Below are 24,483 nucleotides of genomic sequence, written 5' to 3' on the forward strand. Positions count from 1 at the left end.
TGCCATTCTTTATTCGAGCGCAGACAGCAGTCTTGCCTGCGCCGGGCGGGCAAGCCGCACCAGGCTCGGATAGACGCGTGATCCGGGCCATCGCAACACGTCACCCGCGAGGGACTGGCATCGCGCTTGCCTGATTGTTCCGGTAGTTCGTTCGAAAAAAGTCATCCCCATGGCGGCCATCTCCGAAAGTCCTCTCGCACTCGCACTCGACCCGCCCGCGCACACGACGCGCCGCGTGCTGGCCCTTTGTTTCCTCACGATCGTGACCGAAGGCTATGACATCGGCGTCATGGGCACGATCGTTCCCTCGATGCTCGCTGACCCGGTGTGGAAGCTCACGCCGATCGAAGTGGGCGCGATGAGTAGCGCGGCGCTGTTCGGCACGCTGTTCGGCTCATATTTCATTAGCGTTCTGACCGACCTGATCGGCCGCAAACGTCTGCTGATTGCGTGCGTCACGCTGTTCTCGCTGTCGATGCTAGGTGCGGCCGTCGCGCCCACCCCGTTCCTTTTCAGCGTGATGCGCTTCATCGGCGGGCTGGGTCTCGGCGGCGTCATTTCCGCGGCGGCGGCGCTCACGGTCGAATACTCGCCTGCGGCGAAGCGCAACGTTAATTTCGCGATCATGTATTCGGGTTACGCGATCGGGGCGCTGGTTTCGGCCGTGATCGGAATGGCGTTTCTGGGCTCCCATGGCTGGCGCTTCGTCGTCGCGCTGGGCGCGTTGCCATTGCTCGCGCTGCCGCTGTTGATCAAGATGCTGCCGGAGTCGCTTGCCTACCTGATGGCAAGCGGCAAGCGGCGCGAAGCCGATCAGCTCGCGCAACGGCTCGGCCTTTCGCTCGCGTCGCTCGACAGCGTTCCGGTGGAAGCTGCGTCCAAACCATCGCTGCGCGTCGTGTTCGGTGAAGTGTTCTCCCACGGCATCTGGTGGTCGACGCTTTGCCTCTGGGTCGCCCAGGTCGCCGCGGTACTGGTGATCTATGGGCTCGGTACCTGGTTGCCGCAACTGATGCGCAAGCTCGGCTATGACCTCGGCTCAAGCCTCTCGTTTCTCGCGGTCTTCATGCTCTCCTCGGCTATCGGCGGCATTTTGATCGGCCGCGTGGGCGATCGGTTCGGTCCGCGCAAGACGATCGTCGGAGGCTATGTGATCGGGGCGCTCGCGATTTGCGGACTCACGGTGCGTGGCGGCATGGTCACGAACTACGTGCTGGTGGCACTCGCTGGGCTGGGCAGCATCGGCGTGGCGATGGTTCAGCTCGGCTACATCGCAAGCTTTTATCGGCCATTCGCACGAGCGAGCGCGACCGGCTGGGCTGTCGGAATCGGCCGCATCGGCGCGATGGCGGGGCCGATGCTCGGCGCCTGGTTTGCCGCGTCGCATCTCGACGTGCGACTGAATTTCGTCGCCTTTGCTGCCTCTGGCCTCGTCGCCGCGCTTGCCATCGCGCTGTGCCGACCGCGCAGCGCATGACACGCTGCAGCGCCGGTGCAAACCGGCCTGCGGCCTGATCCCCTCTTCTTTCCCCTTACCTGTCATCGACATGAGATCGAATTATCGTCCTTTCACCTTTTCAATCAGTACCCCTTACGTTTCATTAAACTGTCTGGCGTTGTGCATGGGCCTGGCATCTTCGGGCGCTCATGCGCAGAGCAGCGTCACGCTATACGGCAGCATCGACGAAGGCGTCGGCTACGTGACCAATGCGAAGGGAAGTTCGCAATTCGTCATGGGGCCGATCAGCGTGCCCGACCAATTCGGCTTCAAGGGCGCGGAAGATCTCGGCGGCGGGACGAAAGCCATATTTCAACTGGAGAACGGCTTCTTCTCGAACACGGGCGCCTTTGCCACCTCGGGTGTTCTGTTCAGCCGCAAGGCCTTCGTCGGCCTTTCCGACGACCGTTGGGGCACACTCACGCTCGGCAGGCAATGGGATCTGACCGACGATGTGCTGCTGCCGAACGCGAACGGTGCAGTCCAGTACAACTACTTCCTCTACCGTCCGGCCAATATCGACAACGACGCGGTCACTCCGGTGAACAACACCGTGAAGTACGCAAGCAATCCGTGGCACGGCGTGTCAGCGCGCGCCATGTACGGATTTACCGATCCGTCGACGGGACAGGGCCGTTATGTGGGCGCGGCGTTGCTCTACAAGTCCTCGGCGCTGCAGCTGGGAGCGGTGTACAGCGACACGCGCAACAAGTCGTACGCCTTCAACACGTCGCTCGGTTACACCAGCTTCCTCGGACAGGATCTCTCGGGCGGCACGCCATTCAAGGCACGTGATACGGAGATCTTCGGCGCGGCCGGCACGTATATGCCCAATCGTCAGTGGGCGTTCCACGCGGTCGTCGATACCGCGAAAATCGCCAGCAATACGGACTCCGCGCGCGCGACGACCACCGAGCTAGGCGTGGACTGGAACGTCACGCCGTTCGACACCGTGCTGCTCGGCGGCTATCGAACGTGGTTCGACGGCAAGACCTACACGACCGCCGGTCTCTCGAACCTTTATCACCTTTCGGTGCGTACCATGCTCTACGCCGAGTTGACCTACCAGCACGCGGGTGGCGGCGCGCAGGCGGCGCTGCTCTCTTTGTCGCCGTCGTCGAGCAGCAATCAGGCTTCGGTTCGCATCGGCATGCAGCATTTCTTCTGATTACGGCGGGCGGCGTCGGCGACGGGCAAGGCTATGAATTTGCCGATGGTCACTTTAGCTGACGAACGCAATGGTCCCATGCTCACCAAAGCCGGGCCCGTGTCACCGCCCCTCCCAGTGCGCAATAAAGCGACCGGACTTCCAGGCAAGTCCTCGCCATCGATTCCTCGAATGCTATCGACGCAAGATACTGACGACCAACTCGGGGTAATCGCCTGTCTGTTGCCAAATCTGGCGGCTTCTCCGCAGAGCCTTTATTTATGACGCTGCCGTCGGCTCTGACGGTCGTCGAGAGGCTCCAGGCACCGCTACCGCCAGATTCTGCACGGTAACCGCGAATACCCCTTAGATGGTTGCCTCGAAAAGTCCCAACATCGCGTCCACTTTTCTCGCATCAATTCCGCCACACGCACCGTTCGGTGTGCCCGCGCAGAACCCACCAGAAATTGTTCAGTCAATCCGCAGGACGGAATGCGCTTCTGAGTGCCGGACGGTCGAACCCATCAGTTCAGCCCGAAAGCGGCGATCTTCTTCACTTCCCCGCACCTATGGTCGTCACCGGTTGCCATTTCATGGACTTGACCTGATAAAGCGTCGACGTCGGGTTATTCAGATCACCGTATTTATCGAATGAAATATGTCCTGTGATGCCGTTGTATTGGATTGTGCGAAGCGTTTGCATAAACACCGCGGGTTTCACGGAATTTGCCTGCTTCATGGCGGTGATGGCGAGCCACGCGCAGTCATAGGCGAACGGCGCATAGGTCAGCGTATCCGCGCCGAAACGTTTCTTGAATTTTTCCGCAAACGCGCGGCCTTCGGGCAATGAATCGACCGGCCGGCCATATTCCCAGGCCATCGCGCCTTCGGCCGCACTTCCCGCCGAACCGATGAAGACGCTATCGGCAATCCCACCGCTTCCGACGAACTGCACGTGCATGCCGAGTTGCTTCATACGCTTGACGATCAGGCCGGCCTGGCCATCGAGGCCGCCGAAGTATAGAAGATCGGCGTTGGCCGCCTTGATGTTCGTCAGTTGCGCATTGAATTCAACGGCTTTGTCGTTGGTGTATTCCTCGGATACGACCTGGCCACCGGCGGCTTGCGCAGCCTTCTTGAACTCTTCGACCGCTCCTTGTCCGAAGGCCGTCCGGTCGTCCATCACCGCGATCCGCTTCGCTTTCGTGACCTTCACGGCATAGGTGCCGGCGTTGCCAGAATTCTGCGTGTCGGTCGCGATGATGCGGAACACGTTGTTCAAGCCTTGTCGCGTGATCGCCGGATTCGTCGCTGCCGGATCGATCAGCGGAATGCCCGCACGCGCAAAGATCGGCGAGGACGGAAGCGCCACGCCTGAGTTGTAGTAGCCGACCACGGCCACGACGCCATCGTCGACGAGCTTCTGCGCGACTTGAACACCGATACGCGGATCGCCTTGATCATCGACGGATGCGAGCTCGAACTGAACCGACTGCCCTCCGATGTTGATGTGCTGCGAGTTCGCCTCTTCGATCGCCAGACGCACGCCGTTTTCCAGATCCTTGCCATTGGCCGCGCCTAGACCGGTGAGCGGCGCCGAAATGCCGATCTTGACGGTTTGCTGTGCGCCAGCGATCAGTGGGGTAATCCCGAGTGCGGACGCCGCGATGAGGGAAAGGAGAATTTTCATGACAGAGCACCTTGATCAGAGGAGTGCCGCAATTTTGAGCCGGTATCTTCGGCATCGAAACACATATTTCTTCAGACTCGTTCCCAAGGCCGCGACCCGCCCGTTATATCGTCACGTCAATGCCCCGGGAAGGCGAGGCTGCAGTTCAAAAACGATATCGAAATGCCAATACTCCCGCCACCGATATTTTGTTGTAAATAACCGGTACTTTTGGTTATGAGCGCCTTCGCCGTACACAGCGTCGCCCGGTGAAGTTATCCATAACCAGAGAGCTTTCTGCCGTGTTATGCACAGAAACGGTGGACATACCTGTGCGCAGTTGCGGGCGAAAGGCTCCCAGATCGCTATGCCGGCGCGGATCGCGCCGGGCTGTGTGGCCGGCCGCAGCTCGGCTTGTCCGGGAAGCCGGAATGCCCCGGAAGGCTTGCCGGGCGGAAGGCAGCAGACGCCAACCGCCGCCCTGAAATCGCCGCCAGGTGCGACTTCCACCGTTACAGACCGCCTCCTACCCATGATGCTACCGATATTAAGCGGCTGCGCGGAGAGGCTCCAGTCCCCTCAGACGGAACGCATCAATCCCCCGTCGACGCGGATGTTTTGACCCGTGATATATCCGGCTCCTTCAGAAGCGAGGAAGGCAACCGTGGCTGCAATCTCCTCGCTCGTTCCATACCGCTGCATCGGCACGCTTTCGCGTCGCTCTTCCGTGGCGGGGAGACTATCAATCCAGCCCGGCAGTACGTTATTCATGCGAATGTTGTCCTTCGCGTGCGAGTCCGCGAAAAGCTTGGTGAACGCGGCGAGGCCTGCACGAAAGACCGCCGAGGTCGGGAACATTGCACTAGGCTCAAACGCCCACGCGGTCGAGATATTGATGATCGCGCCAGCACCCTGCTTCTTCATGTGAGGAACGACGAGGCGAGTCGGGCGGACCACGTTCAGAAAATAAACATCCATCCCTTGGTGCCATTGCTCATCGGAAAGTTCGAGGACGGGAGCTCGCGGGCCGTGCCCCGCGCTGTTGACGAGCACGTCAATGCGCCCCCATCTGGAAACCGCGAGTTCGATGAGCTTGCTAATATCTTCATTGGACTGGTTCGAACCAGTCACGCCGACTCCACCCAGTTCCGTCGCCAAGGCTTCACCTTTTCCCGACGACGAAAGCACGCCGATATTGTACCCATCCGCGCTCAGACGTCGCGCGGCAGCCGCTCCCATCCCGGAGCCGCCACCTATGACTAACGCAACTTTTTCATCTGCCATTTCACTATCCTCCAGACGTTGATATGACCGGCCGGCGGGCTTTGACATCACCGCTCAACACATTCTTACGTGGAGCGCCAGGCAATCCTTGACCAGCGCCGTTTTCCATCCTGCTGCTGGTACAGGGTAGCGCAAGCCGCGATTAAACCACCACTTTGAGTACCTGCCCTGGCCGCTTGTCGACGCCTGAACCAGCCGGCGCTCGAGACCGCCAGCCCAAACAGCTGTTACTGTCACTTCGCGACTGGCATCGTGAATTCCGCCCCCTTGGAGATGCTATCCGGCCAACGCTGCATCACGCTCTTGTAACGCGTGTAAAAGCGCACACCTTCTTCACCGTAGGCATGATGGTCGCCGAACAGCGAGCGCTTCCAGCCGCCGAACGAATGCCAGGCCATCGGCACCGGGATAGGAACATTGACCCCGACCATGCCGACCTGAATCTGACGCGTGAAGGCACGCGCCACGCCGCCGTCTGAGGTGTAAAGGGACACGCCGTTGCCGAATTCATGTGCGTTGATCAGCTTTACCGCACCAGCGAAGTCCGGCACACGGACCACTGCCAGGACCGGCCCGAAAATCTCTTCCTTGTAGATTTTCATGTCTGTCCGAACATCGTCGAACAACGTGCCACCAATGAAGAAGCCGTCTTGCGAATTGACAGGATGTGCGCGCCCGTCGACGATGAGCTGCGCGCCTTCCGCCTCTCCCGCGTCGATGTATCCCGCGACCTTCGCCTTGTGCTCGGCCGTCACGAGCGGCCCCATCTCGGCGTCCAGATTCTCGCCGTTCTTGATGACGAGCGACTTCACACGCGGAATCAGCTTTTCGATCAGTTGGTCCCCGGTGTTACCGACCGCGACTGCGACCGAGATGGCCATGCATCGCTCACCTGCCGAACCGTAGGCAGCACCGATCAGGGCATCGACCGCCTGGTCGAGGTCTGCGTCCGGCATCACGACGAGATGATTCTTTGCCCCACCGAGCGCCTGCACGCGCTTGCCGCGCTTCGACGCTTCCGCGTGGATGTATTCGGCGATCGGTGTCGAGCCAACGAAGGAAATTGCCGCGACGTCCGGATGTTCGATCAGCGCATCTACTGCCACCTTGTCGCCGTTGATCACGTTGAAAACGCCATTGGGCAAGCCGGCTTCCTTCAGCAGTTCCGCGAGGCGCAGCGATGCCGAAGGGTCACGCTCCGAAGGCTTCAGGATGAAGGTATTACCGCAAGCCAGCGCGACCGGGAACATCCACATCGGCACCATCACGGGAAAGTTGAACGGTGTGATGCCGGCCACCACGCCCAGAGGCTGACGCAAATTCCAGTTGTCAATGCCGCCGCCGATCTGGTCAGTGAAGTCGGTCTTGAGGAGATTCGGAATGCCGCATGCAAATTCGACCACTTCAATGCCACGGACCACTTCACCCTGTGCGTCGGTGAAGACTTTGCCGTGTTCGCGTGTGATTAGCATCGCCAACTCGTCGTGATGCTGGTTCAGCAGTTCCTTGAACTTGAACAGGATGCGGGCCCGCTTCAGCGGCGCCATTTCGCTCCAGCTCGGGAAAGCTGCGTTGGCGGCTTGTACCGCGCGGTCGACTTCTTCTACCGAAGCGAGTGCGACTGCGCCGCTCACCTGGCCCGTCGCGGGATTGAAGACATCTTTGAAGCGGCCGCTCGACGGCACGACAACCTGACCATCGATGAAGTGGCTCACCTGCTTGACAGAGAGATTCGCCTTTTCGTTTGCTACGTTCATTTCGGAGACTCCGGATACGGCGCAGGCCGCTGCGGCCTGTCAGTTGAATTCAGGCAACGTGACGCAGAGCGTCCCGCACCGTCGAGAAAATCTGGTCGATCTTCTGCTCGTCGACGATCAAAGGTGGCGAGAAGGCGAGGATGTCTCCCGTGTAACGCACCAGCACGCCTGCCTCGAAGCATTTGAGGAAAACCTCATAACCGCGAGCACCTGGCGCGCCTTGGCGCGATTCCAGTGCGACACCCGCGACCAGTCCGAGGTTACGGATGTCCTTCACGTGCGGAGAGCCGTGCAGTTCGTGCACCGCATCTTCGAACACGCCGGACAGCTCTTTCGCGCGCTCGAAAAGACGGTCGCGCTTGTAGATGTCGAGCGTCGCGATGGCTGCGGCTGCCGCCGCGGGATGCGCGGTGTAGGTATAGCCATGGAAGAATTCGATCGCGTTTTCCGCCCCGGCATTGACGACCGTGTCATGCACAGCTCGACTTGCGGCGACAGCACCCATCGGAATGGCTGCGTTGTTGATTGCCTTGGCCATCGTGAGGATGTCAGGGACAACGCCGAAATACTCGCTTGCGGTCGGTGCGCCGAGACGGCCGAAGCCGGTGATGACTTCGTCGAAGATCAGCAGGATGCCGTGCTTCGTGCACAGCTCACGCAGTCGTTCCAGGTAGCCCTTCGGCGGAACGATCACACCCGTCGAACCGGCGAGGGGTTCGACGATGACGGCCGCGATGGTCGATGCGTCGTGCAATGCTACGAGTCGCTCCAGATCGTCGGCTAGATGTGCACCCCACGTCGGTTGGCCTCGCGTGAACGCCGCTTCGGCGATATTGAGCGTATGCGGCAGGTGGTCCACATGAGGCATCAGATTGCCAGAGAACGTCTTGCGGTTGGCGAGAATCCCACCGACCGAAATTCCGCCGAACCCAACGCCGTGATAGCCACGCTCGCGACCGATGAATCGAGTACGTTGACCTTCCCCACGCGCGCGGTGATAGGCCAGCGCAATCTTCAACGCCGTATCGACCGACTCCGAACCCGAGTTCGTGAAGAAGATACGGTCGAGCCCCGCCGGCATGAACTGCGCGACCTTCGTCGCTGCCTCGAAGGCGAGCGGGTGACCCATCTGGAAGGTCGGCGCGTAATCCATCGTGGCAAGTTGTTCGGACACGGCTTGCGTAATCTCCGCGCGACCGTGGCCGGCGTTCACGCACCACAGCCCCGCCGTCGCGTCCAGCACGGTTCGGTCATCGACTGTCGTGTAGTACATGCCCTTGGCAGACTTGAACAGTCGCGGGGCTGCCTTGAACTGCCGGTTCGCCGTGAAGGGCATCCAGAAATTCGAAAGATCGGTGCTGTTTTGCGGTGTGCTCATGAAATCGCTCCGTGAAGATGGAGCCAACTTTAGCGAGTCCGCACGCTACAATCACTGGACAGCAAAAAGGCAGCAAGCAGACCGTATTGATTTTCTAGCCGCGACTGTACTGATATGTTCAAGCTGAATCTGACCCGTTCCAGAAAGAGTGAGGGTACGCTGGTCGACCAGATTGTTTCGACCATCGAACAGGAGCTGAGGACGGGCACGTATGCTGCCGGCACAGCGCTCCCGTCGGTGCGAGTCTTCGCGAAATCACACAATCTCAGTACCTATACGGTCTCGGAGGCTTATCAGCGACTGGTATCGCTTGGCCTCGTGGTCGCACGCGCCGGCGCTGGATATCGAATCGCAACACCTCACGCAAAGGCTCCGGCCGCGCCTGGGTGGAGTGCCCCCAGTCTGAACGCGGCATGGCTTCTTTCCGACGTGTTCGCTGACCAGTCCGTGCCAATCAAGGCAGGCTGCGGCTGGATTCCAAACGACTGGGTGAATGAAAGTGGCATCCAGCACGCGTTGCGTGTGGTTAGCCGGGTACCGGGACCGCGTGTCGGTGGCTATGGTCATCCATACGGACTGGCAACATTGCGGGAGCACATCGCGCACTCGCTGCGCAGGTATTCACTTTCCGTAGGTACCGCCGACATTCTTCTGACGCAAGGCGTCACACAGGCACTGGACCTCGTCGTTCGAACGCTGCTGCGCCCCGGTGACACCGTCGTTGTCGAGGATCCCTGCTACTGCAATCTGTTGCAGATTCTGAAAGTCGCGTTTATCAACGTCGTCAGCGTTCCGCGGACGCCGGACGGTATCGACAGTGCGCAGTTGGAAGAAGTGGTGAAGGAACATCGACCAAAGGTCATGTTCATCAACACGGTGCTGCAGAACCCTTCGGGTACCTCGCTGAGCGCAGCGTCGGCGTTCCGCGTGCTGCAGATTGCAGATCGTGAAGGAATCTGGATTGTCGAAGACGACATTTCGCGAGAACTCGCGCCGCCCGGGGCACCCTGCCTCGCTGCGACGGAGGGACTCCAGCGGGTCATCTACCTGTCGGGTTTTTCCAAAACCATTACACCCGCCATGCGCGTCGGCTACATCGCTGCTAACCGCGATCTGATTTCGAAGTTTGCACTAACGAAGATGGCCGTCGGTTTGACGTCTTCCGAGGTGACCGAGCGTGCAGTCGCGAACGTTCTGATCGAAGGGCACTACGACCGGCACACCGCACACGTTCGCGAGAGGCTCTTCGTTGCACACGTCAACGTGATCCAGTCGATGGCCGATGCGGGGCTCGAAGTTTTCCATACGCCGAATGCTGGCCTGTTCCTATGGGCAAAGTTACCGATCCGCCCGGAAGAGAGCATTGCAGTTGCGAACGACGCGCTGAGCAAGGGCATCTGGCTCGCCCCCGGTTCATACTTCCGACCCGGTGAACCAGCGTCAGCGTGGTTCAGGTTCAACGCCGCAACGTCCGACGTTCCCGAGCTATGGACATTCCTGAAAGGACTGGCTCGCAGCGCGGCCTGAACCCTGATGTGAAAAAGGCAGCCTCGGAGAGACCAAAGCTGCCTGCCTGAAATCAGAGAAGCGCCATCGATTCCGTCATGTTCTGGCGCATGTAGTCCAGGAAGCGCTTCTGAAACAACATGGTGTGTTCGTGCGCCAACTTCTCAGCGGCATCTGCATCCTTGCGCGCTATCGCATCGATAATCTCCGCATGGTCACGCCCCAGCTTGGTCGCGCTCGGTGACGTCGTCGTGTAATCGAAATGCAGGTGCAGCAAGCGTTGCCCTTCTCCCAGCAGTCGCTCATAGTAGCCGACGAAATACGGATTGTTGGCTGCCTGCGCAATCGCCATATGCAAGGCCTTGTTCGTCTCCGACATCGCATTGAAGTCACCGCTGTCGACTGCCTCCATGTAGACGTCGTCCGCCTTCTGAATGCGCTTGAGGTCGGCATCGGTCCGATACAACGCGGCAAGCCGGGTGACGGCCCGTTGAATGAGGTCGAGCGCCGACACGTACTTCGGGAACTCTTCGATCTCGAACGGCGTGACCAGCGTGGTTCGATTCGGCAGAATCGTCACGAGCCCTTCGGTAATCAACCTCGCCAGCGCATCGCGCACGGGCGAGCGCGACAGGCCAAATTGCGCCGCCAGCGAAACTTCGTCCAGCGGGGCGCCGGGCTTGAGCTGTAGCGTCAAGATCTGCTTGCGCAGTTCTTCGTAAATGTACCGTCCACCGTGGCGACGGCCATTGGTTTCGGTCTCCGTCGTAGTTTTGCTCATCGTCTCACCGCTATCGTGATGGGCCCGAAAGGACGGGCGCGCATTCAAGTTTATCATCGCGCGCGCTCTTTCCCGGATGCCTGCGGGAAACCCGAACCCCACGTGTCGCTCAGCATGAATCCGGCGGCCAGCGGGTCATCCGGGTCGACTCCAAGCTGCTGGATTCCAAACACCCACGCTCGCCCCTGGACGCGCGGGAGGACTGCCGCCCTCCCCCCAACCTCAGACTTTCCGAGCATTTCTACGACAAACTCCCCGCCGATGATCGAGCGTGACGTCAAGCGGCTGCCCACGTCGGCCAGCCCGCGCGCAGCGAGCGTCGCCAGGTTGGCTGAACTTCCCGTACCACAGGGCGACCGGTCGACCCGGCCCGGCGGCAACGTCGTGCAGGTCTGATACCGCTCATCATTGACCCGATTCCGGAACATCACGTACGCAACCTCATTGATCTCGGGATACAGCGGATGCCGAATCTGAATCTGGTCATTGATGACACGCCTCAACGCCACGCCGAGTTCCGCGAGTTCGCGAGCGTTTTCCGGAGCGATAGCGAGGCCGACCTGCTCCACGTCGACGAGCGCGTAGTAGACGCCACCGAACGCGACGTCGACCTTGATGCTCCCGAGCCGCTCCGTTTCGATGCTCAAGTCCAGGTGTTCGACAAACGACGGCACCATGTCGAGCGAAACCGCCGTACAGCGTCCATCCTTGCAGGTGGCCCGGGCAGTCACGAGTCCTGCCGGGGTGTCCAGCACGACCGTGCTCTCAGGCTCCTGCATTTCCACCATGCCGAGTTCGAGCAGCGCCGTGACGACACAGATGGCGTTGCTGCCCGACATCGGATGCGCCTTATCCGCCTGCAGCACGATGAAACCAGCGTGCGCCTCCGGCCGCGTCGGCGGCAGCAGCAGATTGACCGACATCTGAAGACAACCTCGCGGCTCGAGCACGACTAACCTGCGAAGACTGTCATCGACTTCGTTGATGTAATTCATCTTGTCGAGCATCGTCGCACCCGGGATGCCGACCACACCGCCCGTGATGACCTTGCCTATCTCGCCTTCGCAATGCACGTCTACCAGTTGGAGCGTCTTCTTCCATCGCATGATCGATCTACCTTATTTGATGTACCAGCCCCACGGCTTGTCACTGTCGTACCGCGTGATCTGCTTGGTTTCCAGATAATTGTTCAAACCCCATTCGCCGAGTTCGCGGCCAATGCCGCTTTGCTTGTAGCCACCCCAAGGCGCCTCGGTGAACGTTGGTTGTGAACAGTTGATCCAGACGATACCGGCGCGCAGGGCTCGCGCCACTCGCTCGCAGCGCTGACCGTCCTTCGACATCACGGCAGCAGCGAGACCAAAACGGGAGTCGTTGGCGGAACGTACAGCCTGCGCTTCATCGTCGAACGGACGGATGCACACGACGGGTCCGAAAATCTCTTCATTCCAGACCCAGCTGTCCTCCGGCACATCCGCGAACACGACAGGCTCCATGAAGTAACCCTTGTCGAGATGCGCGGGGCGACCACCGCCGATGACCAGTCGCGCCCCTTCGTCTTTGCCTCGAGCCACCGCCTCGAGCACTTTGTCATACTGACCGCGGCTCACGAGCGGTCCGAGCAGTACGCCTTCACTCAGCCCGCTGCCGATGGTGATTTTCTGCGTCTCTTCCTTCAGGCGCGCGAGAAGGCGCTCATAGATGCCGCGCTGAACCAGCACGCGCGAGGTCGCGGAGCATACCTCGCCCTGGTTCCAGAAGATGCCGAACATGATCCATTCGACTGCCGCGTCGACGTCACTGTCGTCGAACACGATGAACGGCGACTTGCCGCCCAGTTCCAGACTCACGTTCTTGATGTCGCGCGCCGCAGCCTGCATGATGCGGCTGCCGGTTGGTACGCTGCCGGTGAAAGCAAGCTTGTCGATGCCGGGGTGCTCGCTCAGCGGAGCGCCCGCATCTTTGCCAAGACCAGTCACGATATTCAGCACGCCAGGCGGCAAGTCGGCTGCGGCAGCGATATGACCGAGTTCGAGCGCGGTGAGCGGCGTGAGCTCCGAAGGCTTCAGCACCATGGTGCAGCCGGCCGCCAAGGCCGGCGCCACCTTCCATGCCGCCATCAACAGCGGAAAATTCCATGGAATGATGGCCCCTGCAACGCCAACCGGTTCCTTCCTGGCCACCGAGCTGAAGCGGTCATCGGAAAGCACCACCGTTGTCTCCGCGTTCTCGTCGAGCTTCTCGGCAAGACCGGCATAAAACTCGAAGCAGCCCGCGGCGTCGCCGAGGTCCCACAGCGCTTCGGGAAGCGGCTTGCCGTTGTCGCGGACTTCGATTTCCGCCAGTTCAGGCAGGCGCTCGCGAATGCCCTTGCCGATGCGACGCAGCACGGCTGCGCGGTCCGCGCCGCCCATGCGCGGCCACGGACCTTCATCGAACGCCTTGCGCGCAGCTTTGACAGCGAGGTCGACATCTTCTGCCGTCGCGGCGGCGACTCTGGCGATGACCTCCTCACTGCTCGGATCGACGGTCTCGAAGCTGCCGTTGTTGATCGGTGCGACCCATCGGCCGTCGATGAAAAGACGTTCGTACGATTTCATGTGGTTCTCTCAGCAAAGCGATACGCGCTGAATGGCGTGAGGTTTTGTCTGCTTGCACGACCGGCGACCATGTCCCCGATCAATCTGCCCGTGGTCGCTCCGAGCGTCAGTCCCAACTGGCCGTGACCAAAGGCCATCAGAACATTGCCGAGCCGGCGCGAGCGGTCGATCACAGGCTTCGTATCGGGCAGGAACGGCCGATATCCGACGCCGAACTCGACCTGGTCGGTCCGCAGCTCCGGCAAAATCCGCCGGGCTTTTTCAAGGATGATTTCCGCGCGCTTGAAATTCGGCGCCGCGTCACGACCGGCGAATTCGATCGTGCCGCCAATCTGCAAGCCACGGGTCATCGGCGTAAAGCAGAAGCCGCCATCCGCATAGATGATCGAGTGCCGGATATCCACGTTCGGGTTCGGAATCAGTGCCTGATAACCGGCAATCCCTTCGAGCGGCACCTTCACGCCCAACTGGTCGAAGAATTGCCGCGAGCCGACGCCCGCGGCAACCACGACATGCTGCGCCTGAATCTGTTGCCCATTGCGCAGTGCCACGCCGGTGGCCTGGCCGCCCGATTCGTTGATTCGCGCGGCGCCCGACTGCACCCGAACACCGCCATTGGCAATGAAGCTATCGGTCAGCGCCGCTATGAAGCCTTCCGTATCGCTGACGAAACGCCAGTCGGGGAACAGCAGGCCGTGTGCGAAGCGGCCGGAAAGCGTTGGCTCGAGATCGGCAATGTCCCGTGCGGAAAGGCGTTGATAAGGAAAACCCAGTGACTCGCGCAATTCCAGATGTGCTCTATCTCGCTCGATGGCGCTGGCGTGATCGAAGAGTTCAAGCACCGGACGCTGTCCCAGCAGCGCCTTGTCCGGGCAGTCTTCGAGAAGCGGCGCGTAGTCGTCGTAGACATCGCGAGTCAGCGTGGCCAGTGCCTGCGCGATGTCCACGATCTTCGAATGGCGTGCCGATGCAACGAAGCGGGCGAACCACGGCAAAATTCCGGGCAATGCTTGCGGACGCAGAGCGAGTGGTCCTTTTTGATCCATCAACCAGCCAGGGACCTTCTTCAGAATCCCCGGTTTCGATAGCGGGATGACCTCGCTCACCGCCATCTGGCCGCAGCTCCATTTCGCGGTGCTGTTGCCGGGCACTTCCGGGTCCACGAGAGTGACGGCACAACCCTCACGCTGCAGGTAGAGCGCGCAACATACCCCAACGATGCCGCCACCAATGACGACCGCCGTCTGTCGCGGTACAGCCGCTGGTGATCCCGAAAGATGCTGACTCGGAACTGCATTCACTTTGCGAACTCCTGCAGGCTGAAGCCGTATGCGTAAGGTTGCGAGTCGTCGACATAATGCTCGCCCCGCCCGGTGATCCACGCACGTCCCTCGATGCTCGGCAACACCGCGTCCAGCCCACTCCTGAGCTTGGTCCTCTGTTCGGCGCGGCCGATGAAGCGACTGCCGATCAAGCTCTCGTGCTTGAACGGCTGGCCCTGGTCGAGCAGCCCGCGGGCGAAACGTTGTGCGACGCGCGCGGAGCTTCCCGTGCCGCACGGCGAACGATCTATCAGGCTGTCTCCAGCAATGACGACGGCGCGTCCGTCCGATTCAGGGTCGATCGGTCGCCCGGTCCACATGCAATGTTTGACGCCCCGAATCTGCGGGTTCTCCGGATGCACGACGTCGAGCACCTGATTGACGAGCCTCTGCATGTCACGCCCCCACTCCAGCAACTGCTCGGCGGAAAAGTGTTCGCAACCCGGGTAGTTTTCCTGAACCTCGACGATCGGGTAGAAGTTGCCGCCGTAGGCGATATCGACGGTCAGCTTGCCGAATTGCGGATGCGAGATTTCGACGTCACGATGCAACAGAAAGCTCGGGACGTTGGTGAATCGAACCGAAGCGACGCGGTCGCCATCCATTTCGTAGCGCGCGCTCACCTGACCGGCCGGCACGTCGACGACGACGAGGCCCGGTTGTTTCGGCGAGATGAGGCCCGCTTCGAGCGCAAAGGAAATCGAGCCGATCGTCGCGTGCCCGCACATAGGCAGGCAGCCGGAGGTCTCGATGAAAAGCAGGCTGAAGTCCGCGTTGTCGCTCAACGGCGGATAGAAGATGGTTCCGGACATGTGGGAATGGCCGCGCGGCTCGAGCATCAACGCGCGACGAACCCAGTCATGGTTCTCGACGAAGTATTGGCGGCGCTCGTTCATCGTCGCCCCTTGAAGCTCTGGGCCGCCGTTGACCACCATCCGTACTGGCATGCCTTCGGTATGACCCTCGATACAGGCAAACGTGTGTCTGGACATGTTCCTCTTCTCTTTGCAATTGCGCCGCCCCAATGCTCGGGGCGACGCTCCCTTCGAGACTACGCCTGCGACGCTTCGAAGACCTTGCGGAAGTCAGCCTTTTCTTCGTCGGTCAGCGGCTTGAGCGGCATGCGCGCGTTACCGACCTTGAAGCCCGCGAGCTCGCAGCCGTACTTCACCTTCTGCACGAACTTGCCTGCTTCCATGCTTGCCATCACCGGGAACAGCGTGCGCATCACCGCCTGCGCGCCGAAGATGTCACCCGCGGCAAACTTGTCGTAGATGTCCACAGTCTTCTTCGCGAAGCAATTCGCGGGTCCGCAAATCCAGCTGCTCGCGCCCCAGAGGAAAAAGTCGAGTGCCTGGTCGTCCGAGCCGCATGACAGCTGATAGTGGTCCTTGTATTTGGAGCCGATTTCGATTGCACGCAGCAGATTGCCGCTGCTTTCCTTGATGCCGACGACGCGCGGATTGTCCTTGAACGCGTCGAGCACCCCGAAACCGACCTCAACGTTGGTGCGAACCGGGTAGTTGTAGAGGATCAGGTCGACATCCGGCACCGCCGCGAGAATAGCCTCGTAGTGGCCGATCAGCTCTTCTTGCGACGGCAGCGCATAGTAAGGAGGCGCGATCAGCAGGTTCGTGTAGCCCGCGTCACGGGTCTGCTTCACCTGCTCGATGACCTCGCGCGTGGACGAACCATTCGCACCCGCAATCAGGACGCCGCGATTGCCGACCACTTCACGAACGGTCTTCAGAATCGCCCGACGCTCTTCGTTGTTGAGCGCATAGTATTCGCCCGTCGAGCCGAGCGGCACGAAGCCCTTGACGCCGGCCTTCAATTGGAACTCGATGATGGACGCCAACGTGTCGTGGTCGACCGCGCCCTTCGAGTCGAACGGCGTAACGAGTGCGGGCAGGATGCCTTTCATTTCCATGGGTAATCTCCGACTTGGCAAGTACAGGTGAGTTAGTAGGCGTAGCGCCTAAGCATGCGCGTCTCAACCACGCCGACCAGACGCGTCAGCGGGAAAGCGACGAAGAAGTAAATCAATGCGACCGCGGTCAGAAACTCAACCGGCTTGGCCGTGCTATTCGAGATGTTCTGCCCGACGAACATCAGATCCGCGACGCCAACCGACGAAATCAACGCGCTCTCCTTGAACAGGCTGACGACGTTTGAAAGAAGCGGCGGAATGGCTCGCAACAGCGCTTGCGGGAAGATCACGTAGAGTATCTTTGCCTGCGGCGTAAGGCTCAACGCGATGCATGCATCGTGTTGCTCCCCCGAAATCGACTTCAATGCCCCTCTGAACGTCTCGCTCGTGATGGCAATCATGTAGAGCGTCAGCGAAATCACGACCGACAGGTACGGCGGGATCGGAATCCGGAACACCACCGGAAAGCAGAAGAACACCCAGAACAGCTGAATCAGCAACGGCGTGCCACGGAAAAACTCCACATACAGCGTCGTAATCGCCTTCAACGGCTTTGACGGAGACATGCGCAGCAGGCTGAGAACGAACCCGCCGAGGCTGCCGATCACCGCACAGGTGCTTGTCATCGCGATGGTGAGACCCAGGCCCTTGAGCAGAACCAGCCAATAAGGAAATACGGCCGAAAAATCGAGTTGCATGGCTTTCTCCTCAGCGCTGGACCGCGAGGTCCTGACGACGCTCGATCACATGCACCAGCCGGGCGATGGGCAGCGACAGAGCGAAATAGATCAGCGCGACCACCGTATAGGTCTCGAGCGGACGATAGGCTTCGGTCGCAAGGCTCTTGCCGACGTACATGAGGTCCGCCACGGCGACGATCGCGACCAGCGCGCTCTGCTGAAGACTCGAAATGCCGTTGGTCATGAGCACCGGCATGGCGCTACGCAACGCTTGCGGAAGTACCACATAGAACGTCCGCTGCCACGGTTTCAGGCCGAGCGCCACGCTCGCGTCGAGATGCTCCTTCGGCACCGCCTGCACCCCGGCGCGGTATGCCTCTGCATTGAACGCCGTCAGGTTGAGGCCGAGCGCGAGGATGCCCATCAAAATCGGGTCGATAAACACATCGACCATCATCGGGATGCAGTAGAAAAACCAGACAATCTGAAGAAGGGCCGGCGTGCAGCGGAAAAACTCGATAAACAGTTGCGCCGGCCAGCGCACCACCACCCAGCGGCTCATCGCGAGCAGACAAAGGAAGAATCCGAGGACGAGACCCATCAGGTTCGCTGCGAGCGCCAGTTCGACGGTGACCTTCAAGCCTGCCAGCAGAGCACCGACGCTTCCCTGCAGAAACGCGAAGTCAAAGTGATAGTTCATGTCTGACCTCAGTCGAGATGAAGTACTTTTTCAAGGAACTCACGCGTGCGTGCTTCCTTCGGACACTTGAACATTTCGACCGGCGCGCCCTGCTCGACGATCTTTCCGGACGCACAGAAGACCACACGGGTCGCGATATCGCGTGCAAAGTGCATGTCGTGCGTCACGATGATCATGGCCATCTTCTGCTCGGCCAACTGCAACATCACGTTCTGCACCTCGACGACCATCTCCGGGTCCAGCGCAGAGGTCACTTCGTCGAACAACATCAGTTTCGGTTCGAGCATCAATGCCCGCGCAATCGCGACGCGTTGCTTCTGGCCGCCCGAGAGCTGGCTGGGATACGCGTGGAGCTTGCTTTCCAGCCCGAGCCGGGCCAGATACATCCGCGCACGCTCGGTGGCCGCCGCCTTCGTGAGGCCGCCAACCTTGACAGGCGCAAGGATGAGGTTGCCCAGAACTGACAGGTGCGGGAACAGCGTGTAGTGCTGAAACACCATGCCAATCTGCTTTTGCAGCTTGGCATCGATCCGTTTGGAACGGCCCGAGTCGGCGCCGTAAATGTACGGCTTGCCCTGGAAGCCAATCTGCCCGCCCTGAATCCCTTCGAGGCCCATCATCACGCGCAGCAACGAGCTCTTTCCGCTTCCACTTGGGCCGATGATGACGAGGCGGTCGTCGGCGCGCATTTCGAGGTCCATATGATCCATGACCACGAGGTTTTCGCCGTAGGACTTGTAGACGCCCTTGAATTGGACGAATTCGCCGTGGGTCGTGGGCGAAACATCGAAGACTGTCGGCGGAAGGGAATCAGCAACCATAGTTTGCGATGACAACATGTAAGTCTCCAACGGGCTGCGCTGCATTAGCGCGTCGATTTGGGAATCTGCCGTGCTCGATTCGGTCGAGGTCCGCCCTTCGGCTGACGCCATGACGGCCATCTAGATTTCTGCCACGCATTCTTGCGTCCATCATTGTGTGCAACGTTGCACACATATTAGGTGGTGGAAATTTGGGCTGTCAATGACGTTTGCTACGTTTCCAGGGAAATTACTAACGAGGCAGGCGGCGGAACGTTTTCAGGGAATGCAGACGGCAACGCGGCTGCCGTCGAGGCTGCGTCATGCGGCGGCACATGACGGTAGTTCGCGGTTGGAGTGCAAAGCGGCAGTTCACGGGAATCCAAACGGGACAGTGAAGGCTGCTATCCAGCGAAAGCCGATCGTGAAGTTCCGACCGCGCGCCCTCATGATTCGAGAGCGCGCCGTGGCCTCCACGGATTTAACGCACAGCAAGCGTGCGGCGCGTCGGCGGTTGTTTATTTGGTCGTCACGAGCATGGTCTGGACCGACGACTTGATGAGCTTGTCGAGCGCTCCGGACTTCTTCTGCTCGTTCACGTAGTTGTTCAGGAAGGCAACGTCAGACGCTGACGTCTCCTTTCTGACACCAAACGCAACTTCCTGTTGCGCAAGCGGCGGGTTGGGCTCGATCGTCACCGCCCATTCGGGGTGGGCCTGCGTCAGCAACATGTTGGTGATATTCGCATCCGCAAGCAGGTCCGCACGCTTGGACATGAGCGCGAGGCGGGTCTCGTCGTTACCGGGGAGCCGCATGATCTGCGCCTGTTTGACGACGGCGGTGATCGCCTTGTCCTGCGCCGTGCCCGACATGACGGCAATGGTTACACCGGGTTTGTCGATGTCGGCGAGGGCTTTGGCACCCTTGATTTTCGGGTTGTTTTTGTTGTAGACCATCGAAACGTTGTACGGAATCGCGCCGACCGAGAAAGAGACGGCCTTTTCACGCTCCGGCGTGTCGTTCAGCGCGAGCGAGAGGTCCCATTTGTCCGACTGGAGGCCCGCGACGATGTTGTCCCAAGACGTGTCGACAAACTCGACCTTCACCTTCAACACCTTCTCTCCGAAATTGCGGCACAGATCCGAAAAGAACCCACTGTAGTCACCCGTCTTCGGGTCCCGCATCACGTAAGGCGGCGCCACAGCCGCACCGCAACGAAGTACGCCAGCTTTTTTCACGTTTTGCCAGGCGTCTTCGGCCTTGGCAGGTACGGTGGCAAGCACGGAAAGCGCTGCGACGAAACACACGACAGCCTGACGGGAAGCGCGAAACACTCGAATCATCATGACCTCACTGGGACAGGGTTAGTCCGAAGAACAATCCAGATTCACCACACAATTATGCGTGCTTACATGTATGCATCGATGTATGCAGTGTAGGAACTCAAGATCTTGCTTGTCACTAGGCGATTGCCCTGGGACACCGGTTTTTGAAGGTCGAGATCGGGCGAATAACAGAGTGTTCTTTTCAAGGACAGGCCTCCTCGCCAGGCAGCAACCGATGCAGGCGATTCGACCAAAAACTTCATATCAAACATTAAAAAAACCATATATGTGTGGATATGATGCGAAATGCGACTGCGATTATCCACGTCTGACGTTTCTATCAACTGTCTTCGGCCTTTTCCCTTCGGAGTCCGTCAAATGCGAATCGTTGTGCTGGGCAGCGGCGTTGTGGGCGTGACGAGCGCGTTCTATCTCGCGCGGGCGGGTCACGAGGTCACGGTCATCGACCGGGAGAAGGGTCCCGCTCTGGAAACGAGCTTCGCAAACGCGGGCCAGATTTCCCCAGGCTATGCCGCGCCCTGGGCGGCGCCCGGAGTACCGTTGAAAGCCGTCAAGTGGATGTTCCAGAAGCACGCGCCGCTCGCCATCAGGCCGGACGACGAAGACAAGCAGTTTCAGCTTCAGTGGATGTGGCAGATGCTGCAAAACTGCACGGCCGAACGCTACGCGATCAACAAGAACCGCATGGTGAGACTGGCGGAATACAGTCGTGACTGCCTGAAATCTCTGCGGGCCGAGACCGGCATCCAGTACGAGGGACGAACCGGCGGCACACTCCAGGTTTTTCGGACTCAGCAGCAGTTCGACGGCGCGGCCAAGGATATTGCGGTCCTCAAGGAAGCCCAGGTCCGCTACGAACTGCTGACAGCGGCAGAACTCTCCCGGGTTGAACCCGCCCTCGCTGCGACCTCGCACAAGCTAACGGGCGGCCTGCGCCTGCCCGGCGACGAAACCGGTGACTGCCAGCTGTTCACGAGCCGGCTTGCCGCTCTGGCTGAAAAGGCCGGCGTCACGTTCCGCTACGACACACCAGTCGATGGCCTCGTTGTCGAGAGTGGGCGTGTCTCCGGCGTCCGGCATGGTGCGAAGCTCATTCACGCCGATCTGTTCGTCGTGGCATTCGGGTCGTATTCCACGAGCTTTCTCTCGGGTGTCCTGAAAATCCCGGTGTATCCGCTCAAGGGATACTCGATCACTGCACCCATTGCCGACGAGTCACGTGCGCCGGTCTCAACGGTTCTCGACGAGACCTACAAGATTGCCATCACGAGGTTTGACAAGCGCATCCGCGTCGGCGGGATGGCCGAAATCGTCGGCTTCGATAAACGCCTGCGTGAAGCCCGCCGCGAGACCTTGGAAATGTGTGTGAACGACCTTTTCCCGGGTGGTGGCGATACCTCGCACGCGACTTTCTGGACGGGGCTTCGCCCAATGACACCCGATGGCACGCCAATCGTAGGTCGTACGTCGTTGCCCAACCTCTTCCTGAACACGGGTCACGGCACGCTCGGCTGGACCATGTCGTGCGGTTCAGCTCAGCTTCTCGCCGACCTGATCTCCGGAAAACAGCCGGCCATCCGGTACGACGACCTCAACGTCTTTCGTTATGAAAAAGATGCGCAAGTCCCGGCCGATTTTGACCTGAGCTAGGGGTCGAGGCGCGGAAAGCACCTCTCGCCACCCCAATAATCCGGACAGCGACGTTTGGAAGTTTCGTTCGGACCTTGCCCTGAAGAGAAAGTTAATGCCACGCCGCATCCACGCGTGCGTCTATCCGAATGCCGTCCAACATAATCTGAACGTCGTCAGGCAGCGAGCGCCGAACTGACGTGTGTGGGCGGTGGTGAAAGCCAATGCCTATGGTCACGGTATTGAACGGATCTACCTAGGTCTCGAATCGGCGGACGGCATCGCACTGCTTAACCTCGATGAGGCGGTCCGAGTTCGCCGGCTCGGATGGAAGAAGCCCGTTCTTCTGCTAGAGGGCGTTTTTTCCTTTGAAGACGTAAGGACAGCAGACGGATTGCGCCTGACAGTGGCCGTGCATTCCGACGAGCAGCGCGAGCTTATTGTCGCGGCAAAGCCGAAGAGACCCATTGACGTTTATCTGAAAATGAATGCCGGTATGAACCGACTCGGATTCGTACCGGAAGCGTATCGCGAGGCATGGGAGCGCGCGTCTGCATCGTCGGGCATCGGCCGCATTTCTCTGATGAGCCATTTTGCCAATGCGGACGAAGGGCACGTGGACTGGCAATTAGAACGGTTCGACCATGCAACAAAGGATACCCCGGGCGGCCGCAGTCTCTGCAATTCGGCGGGCTCACTGCGATTAGCAGGCATCCCAACACCCACCGTAGCTGGACTTCGTCCCATGCCGCTCCCCAGCGCGCGCGGCGCCACGTGACTAACTCCATCGCGGCGCTGCATTGGCGCCCTGCGGTTGGCAAGTCGAGGTCGAACTCACCGATAAGCAGATCCGCTTTTCGGCCTGGTTTGGTTGACTCCCGTAGGCAGCGGGCTTTCGTCATGCAACGTAGCCTGATTTCGAATTCTGAAATGAAGATTTTGAAGATCGCCGAGCGGCATTAAGGTCAGCAAGTTGGCAAAAAGGATTTCATGCGCGCCAACGCGCTCTTCAAGCATGTTGTTTGACATGTTGATGTACGCTCGTTCCTGAGCTCGGGAGTTAAGGGGTCCCCATTATGCAGGACTTCGGAAACGATGATGCGTGACGAGGTTGTCGAAACATGAAAACCGGCTCACGCTAACGTCATACGCCGCGCACCGCCTCGTGCTGATGAGCGACGCTGACGAAGGGACGCCGACATGAGCCCGGTCGATTATCAACTGATGGAAGTGGCAGGCGGCAAGGCCGTGAAGATGTGGACACAGGGTGTGGCGATTGAAGAGGCGGCTCGCCGGCAACTGGGAAACACGGCCCGAATGCCGTTCGTGTACAGCCACGTTGCCGTCATGCCGGACGCGCACCCAGGTAAAGGCTCGACGATCGGCAGCGTGATTCCGACACAAGGGGCGATCATCCCGGCCGCGGTAGGCGTCGACATCGGCTGCGGGATGATGGCGGTTCGCGCAACGCTGACGGCCGCGGACCTGCCAGATTCGCTTTCCCGCTTACGCAGCGCGATCGAACGCGCGGTGCCGCACGGCGGTGTGTCGGGGCGACGCGACGCGGGTGCATGGTCGCGTCCGCCGCCGCTCGTCGACGACGCCTGGAAGCTGCTGGCGCCCAGTTTTCAGCGCATCGTCGACAAGTATCCTTCCCTCGTGCGCACGAACAACCATGCCCACGTGGGAACGCTCGGCAGCGGCAATCACTTCATCGAGGTATGTCTCGACGAACATGACCGCGTCTGGTTCATGCTGCACAGCGGATCGCGTGGCGTAGGCAACGCGATCGGGAGCCTCTTCATCTCGCTGGCTCAGGCCGACATGCGTCAACACCTCGCAAATCTTCCAGACAAGGATCTCGCCTACTTCAAGGAAGGCAGCCGGCACTTCGATGACTACGTGGAGGCGGTCGGCTGGGCCCAGCGGTACGCGCGCTGCAACCGTGAGGTCATGATGAATGCCGTGATCGACGCGGTGCGCGCGACTATCGGCAAACCCTTCACCATCGACGAGCACGCGGTGAACTGTCACCACAATTACGTGCAGAAGGAACGGCACTTTGGCGCCGAGCTGTTCGTCACGCGTAAAGGGGCGTTGTCGGCGCGAGCGGGCGAGTTCGGCATCATTCCCGGTTCGATGGGCGCGAAGAGCTTTATCGTTCGCGGCCTCGGCAATGAAGAGAGCTTCTGCTCATGCAGCCACGGCGCCGGGCGCGCGATGAGCCGCACGGAGGCCAAACGGCGCTTCACGGTCAAGGATCAAATCTGTGCGACGGCGCATGTCGAATGCCGCAAGGATGCCGGGGTCATTGATGAAATTCCGATGGCCTATAAGGACATCGACGCGGTAATGGCCGCGCAGCGGAGCCTGGTCGAGGTCGTACATACGCTACGGCAGGTGGTTTGTGTGAAGGGTTAGGCCGAGCCAGGCGAAAGGGCGGATCGCCCTCCGCG

The 24,483-nt window shown here is 60.1% G+C and carries 20 protein-coding genes and 1 pseudogene; 6 read left to right on the top strand and 15 right to left on the bottom strand.

All coding sequences use genetic code 11. The annotated features are described in order from the left end of the window. The first annotated feature begins 169 nt into the window (after nucleotides 1-169). Together L0U84_RS35900 and L0U84_RS35905 are read left to right on the top strand one after the other, a co-directional pair. Nucleotides 170-1,477 (top strand): MFS transporter, encoded by a 1,308-nt coding sequence (locus L0U84_RS35900; RefSeq protein WP_233857529.1) that lies wholly within the window; start codon nucleotides 170-172, stop codon nucleotides 1,475-1,477. Between the two features lie 145 nt (nucleotides 1,478-1,622). Continuing rightward, entirely contained in the window at nucleotides 1,623-2,666 is a 1,044-nt protein-coding gene (locus L0U84_RS35905) for a porin (protein ID WP_233857531.1), read from the top strand. Between the two features lie 532 nt (nucleotides 2,667-3,198). On the opposite strand, the gene L0U84_RS35910 is transcribed toward L0U84_RS35905, so the two are convergent. The 4 genes from L0U84_RS35910 to L0U84_RS35925 form a co-directional block, all read right to left on the bottom strand. After that, the gene (locus L0U84_RS35910) at nucleotides 3,199-4,335 is read right to left on the bottom strand and encodes a branched-chain amino acid ABC transporter substrate-binding protein (protein ID WP_233857532.1); all 1,137 of its coding nucleotides are present in this window, start codon (nucleotides 4,333-4,335) and stop codon (nucleotides 3,199-3,201) included. 558 nt (nucleotides 4,336-4,893) lie between these two features. Then, nucleotides 4,894-5,598, bottom strand: coding sequence for an SDR family oxidoreductase (locus L0U84_RS35915; RefSeq protein WP_233857534.1), 705 nt, complete (start codon nucleotides 5,596-5,598; stop codon nucleotides 4,894-4,896). Nucleotides 5,599-5,831: 233 nt separating this feature from the next. Continuing rightward, nucleotides 5,832-7,355, bottom strand: a complete 1,524-nt coding sequence (locus tag L0U84_RS35920) for a CoA-acylating methylmalonate-semialdehyde dehydrogenase (protein WP_233857536.1) — start codon at nucleotides 7,353-7,355, stop codon at nucleotides 5,832-5,834. 49 nt (nucleotides 7,356-7,404) lie between these two features. Next, nucleotides 7,405-8,733 carry an aspartate aminotransferase family protein gene (locus tag L0U84_RS35925; protein WP_233857538.1) on the bottom strand — a complete coding sequence of 443 codons (1,329 nt, stop codon included), beginning with the start codon at nucleotides 8,731-8,733 and terminating at the stop codon, nucleotides 7,405-7,407. Nucleotides 8,734-8,847: 114 nt separating this feature from the next. Here L0U84_RS35925 and L0U84_RS35930 point away from each other — a divergent pair, with 114 nt between their 5' ends. Beyond that, a complete protein-coding gene (locus L0U84_RS35930) occupies nucleotides 8,848-10,260 on the top strand; it encodes an aminotransferase-like domain-containing protein (protein ID WP_233857540.1) in 1,413 nt (470 codons plus the stop codon). A gap of 52 nt (nucleotides 10,261-10,312) precedes the next feature. Here the strand turns inward: L0U84_RS35930 and L0U84_RS35935 are convergent, their stop codons facing one another. The 10 genes from L0U84_RS35935 to L0U84_RS35980 form a co-directional block, all read right to left on the bottom strand. Beyond that, nucleotides 10,313-11,077: a GntR family transcriptional regulator gene (locus L0U84_RS35935; RefSeq protein WP_233857542.1), complete on the bottom strand. Its 765-nt coding sequence runs from the start codon at nucleotides 11,075-11,077 to the stop codon at nucleotides 10,313-10,315. Beyond that, nucleotides 11,074-12,126 carry a proline racemase family protein gene (locus tag L0U84_RS35940; protein ID WP_233857544.1) on the bottom strand — a complete coding sequence of 351 codons (1,053 nt, stop codon included), beginning with the start codon at nucleotides 12,124-12,126 and terminating at the stop codon, nucleotides 11,074-11,076. The genes L0U84_RS35935 and L0U84_RS35940 overlap by 4 nt, the downstream gene beginning before the upstream one ends. A 12-nt stretch (nucleotides 12,127-12,138) precedes the next feature. After that, nucleotides 12,139-13,620, bottom strand: a complete 1,482-nt coding sequence (locus L0U84_RS35945; protein WP_233857546.1) for an aldehyde dehydrogenase family protein — start codon at nucleotides 13,618-13,620, stop codon at nucleotides 12,139-12,141. After that, nucleotides 13,617-14,921, bottom strand: coding sequence for an NAD(P)/FAD-dependent oxidoreductase (locus L0U84_RS35950; protein ID WP_233857553.1), 1,305 nt, complete (start codon nucleotides 14,919-14,921; stop codon nucleotides 13,617-13,619). Before L0U84_RS35950 ends, L0U84_RS35945 begins: the two co-directional genes overlap by 4 nt. After that, entirely contained in the window at nucleotides 14,918-15,934 is a 1,017-nt protein-coding gene (locus L0U84_RS35955) for a 4-hydroxyproline epimerase (RefSeq protein ID WP_233857555.1), read from the bottom strand. The genes L0U84_RS35950 and L0U84_RS35955 overlap by 4 nt, the downstream gene beginning before the upstream one ends. 59 nt (nucleotides 15,935-15,993) lie before the next feature. Next, a complete protein-coding gene (locus L0U84_RS35960) occupies nucleotides 15,994-16,872 on the bottom strand; it encodes a dihydrodipicolinate synthase family protein (protein ID WP_233857557.1) in 879 nt (292 codons plus the stop codon). Nucleotides 16,873-16,904: 32 nt separating this feature from the next. Continuing rightward, nucleotides 16,905-17,570 (bottom strand): amino acid ABC transporter permease, encoded by a 666-nt coding sequence (locus L0U84_RS35965; protein WP_233857565.1) that lies wholly within the window; start codon nucleotides 17,568-17,570, stop codon nucleotides 16,905-16,907. 10 nt (nucleotides 17,571-17,580) lie between these two features. After that, the gene (locus L0U84_RS35970) at nucleotides 17,581-18,252 is read right to left on the bottom strand and encodes an amino acid ABC transporter permease (protein ID WP_233857567.1); all 672 of its coding nucleotides are present in this window, start codon (nucleotides 18,250-18,252) and stop codon (nucleotides 17,581-17,583) included. A gap of 8 nt (nucleotides 18,253-18,260) precedes the next feature. Next, entirely contained in the window at nucleotides 18,261-19,091 is an 831-nt protein-coding gene (locus L0U84_RS35975) for an amino acid ABC transporter ATP-binding protein (protein ID WP_442794127.1), read from the bottom strand. A gap of 479 nt (nucleotides 19,092-19,570) precedes the next feature. Then, nucleotides 19,571-20,398 carry a transporter substrate-binding domain-containing protein gene (locus L0U84_RS35980; RefSeq protein ID WP_233857576.1) on the bottom strand — a complete coding sequence of 276 codons (828 nt, stop codon included), beginning with the start codon at nucleotides 20,396-20,398 and terminating at the stop codon, nucleotides 19,571-19,573. 357 nt (nucleotides 20,399-20,755) lie between these two features. Here L0U84_RS35980 and L0U84_RS35985 point away from each other — a divergent pair, with 357 nt between their 5' ends. Both L0U84_RS35985 and L0U84_RS35990 read left to right on the top strand, forming a co-directional pair. Further along, on the top strand, nucleotides 20,756-22,048 hold the full coding sequence (locus L0U84_RS35985; protein WP_233857578.1) for a D-amino acid dehydrogenase: 1,293 nt from the start codon (nucleotides 20,756-20,758) through the stop codon (nucleotides 22,046-22,048). Nucleotides 22,049-22,142: 94 nt separating this feature from the next. Further along, nucleotides 22,143-22,813 (top strand): annotated as a pseudogene (locus tag L0U84_RS35990) (alanine racemase); the annotation flags it as partial. Nucleotides 22,814-22,861: 48 nt separating this feature from the next. Here L0U84_RS35990 and L0U84_RS35995 read toward each other — a convergent pair. After that, a complete protein-coding gene (locus L0U84_RS35995) occupies nucleotides 22,862-23,056 on the bottom strand; it encodes a hypothetical protein (protein ID WP_233859940.1) in 195 nt (64 codons plus the stop codon). A gap of 171 nt (nucleotides 23,057-23,227) precedes the next feature. Between L0U84_RS35995 and L0U84_RS36000 the strand changes: the two genes are divergently transcribed. Then, nucleotides 23,228-24,448, top strand: coding sequence for an RtcB family protein (locus tag L0U84_RS36000; RefSeq protein ID WP_233857580.1), 1,221 nt, complete (start codon nucleotides 23,228-23,230; stop codon nucleotides 24,446-24,448). The last annotated feature ends 35 nt before the right edge of the window (nucleotides 24,449-24,483 follow it).

It is taken from the genome of Paraburkholderia sp. HD33-4, assembly GCF_021390635.1.
Classification (GTDB): Bacteria; Pseudomonadota; Gammaproteobacteria; order Burkholderiales; family Burkholderiaceae; genus Paraburkholderia.

Coding starts and splice junctions, on each gene's coding strand:
- L0U84_RS35995 (WP_233859940.1), bottom strand. CDS start 23,056: ATGTCAAACAACATGCTTGAAGAGCGCGTTGGCGCGCATGAAATCCTT.
- L0U84_RS35925 (WP_233857538.1), bottom strand. CDS start 8,733: ATGAGCACACCGCAAAACAGCACCGATCTTTCGAATTTCTGGATGCCC.
- L0U84_RS35955 (WP_233857555.1), bottom strand. CDS start 15,934: ATGTCCAGACACACGTTTGCCTGTATCGAGGGTCATACCGAAGGCATG.
- L0U84_RS35935 (WP_233857542.1), bottom strand. CDS start 11,077: ATGATAAACTTGAATGCGCGCCCGTCCTTTCGGGCCCATCACGATAGC.
- L0U84_RS35970 (WP_233857567.1), bottom strand. CDS start 18,252: ATGAACTATCACTTTGACTTCGCGTTTCTGCAGGGAAGCGTCGGTGCT.
- L0U84_RS35945 (WP_233857546.1), bottom strand. CDS start 13,620: ATGAAATCGTACGAACGTCTTTTCATCGACGGCCGATGGGTCGCACCG.
- L0U84_RS35965 (WP_233857565.1), bottom strand. CDS start 17,570: ATGCAACTCGATTTTTCGGCCGTATTTCCTTATTGGCTGGTTCTGCTC.
- L0U84_RS35960 (WP_233857557.1), bottom strand. CDS start 16,872: ATGGAAATGAAAGGCATCCTGCCCGCACTCGTTACGCCGTTCGACTCG.
- L0U84_RS35910 (WP_233857532.1), bottom strand. CDS start 4,335: ATGAAAATTCTCCTTTCCCTCATCGCGGCGTCCGCACTCGGGATTACC.
- L0U84_RS35940 (WP_233857544.1), bottom strand. CDS start 12,126: ATGCGATGGAAGAAGACGCTCCAACTGGTAGACGTGCATTGCGAAGGC.
- L0U84_RS35905 (WP_233857531.1), top strand. CDS start 1,623: ATGGGCCTGGCATCTTCGGGCGCTCATGCGCAGAGCAGCGTCACGCTA.
- L0U84_RS36000 (WP_233857580.1), top strand. CDS start 23,228: ATGAGCCCGGTCGATTATCAACTGATGGAAGTGGCAGGCGGCAAGGCC.
- L0U84_RS35915 (WP_233857534.1), bottom strand. CDS start 5,598: ATGGCAGATGAAAAAGTTGCGTTAGTCATAGGTGGCGGCTCCGGGATG.
- L0U84_RS35975 (WP_442794127.1), bottom strand. CDS start 19,091: ATGTTGTCATCGCAAACTATGGTTGCTGATTCCCTTCCGCCGACAGTC.
- L0U84_RS35900 (WP_233857529.1), top strand. CDS start 170: ATGGCGGCCATCTCCGAAAGTCCTCTCGCACTCGCACTCGACCCGCCC.
- L0U84_RS35985 (WP_233857578.1), top strand. CDS start 20,756: ATGCGAATCGTTGTGCTGGGCAGCGGCGTTGTGGGCGTGACGAGCGCG.
- L0U84_RS35930 (WP_233857540.1), top strand. CDS start 8,848: ATGTTCAAGCTGAATCTGACCCGTTCCAGAAAGAGTGAGGGTACGCTG.
- L0U84_RS35920 (WP_233857536.1), bottom strand. CDS start 7,355: ATGAACGTAGCAAACGAAAAGGCGAATCTCTCTGTCAAGCAGGTGAGC.
- L0U84_RS35980 (WP_233857576.1), bottom strand. CDS start 20,398: ATGATGATTCGAGTGTTTCGCGCTTCCCGTCAGGCTGTCGTGTGTTTC.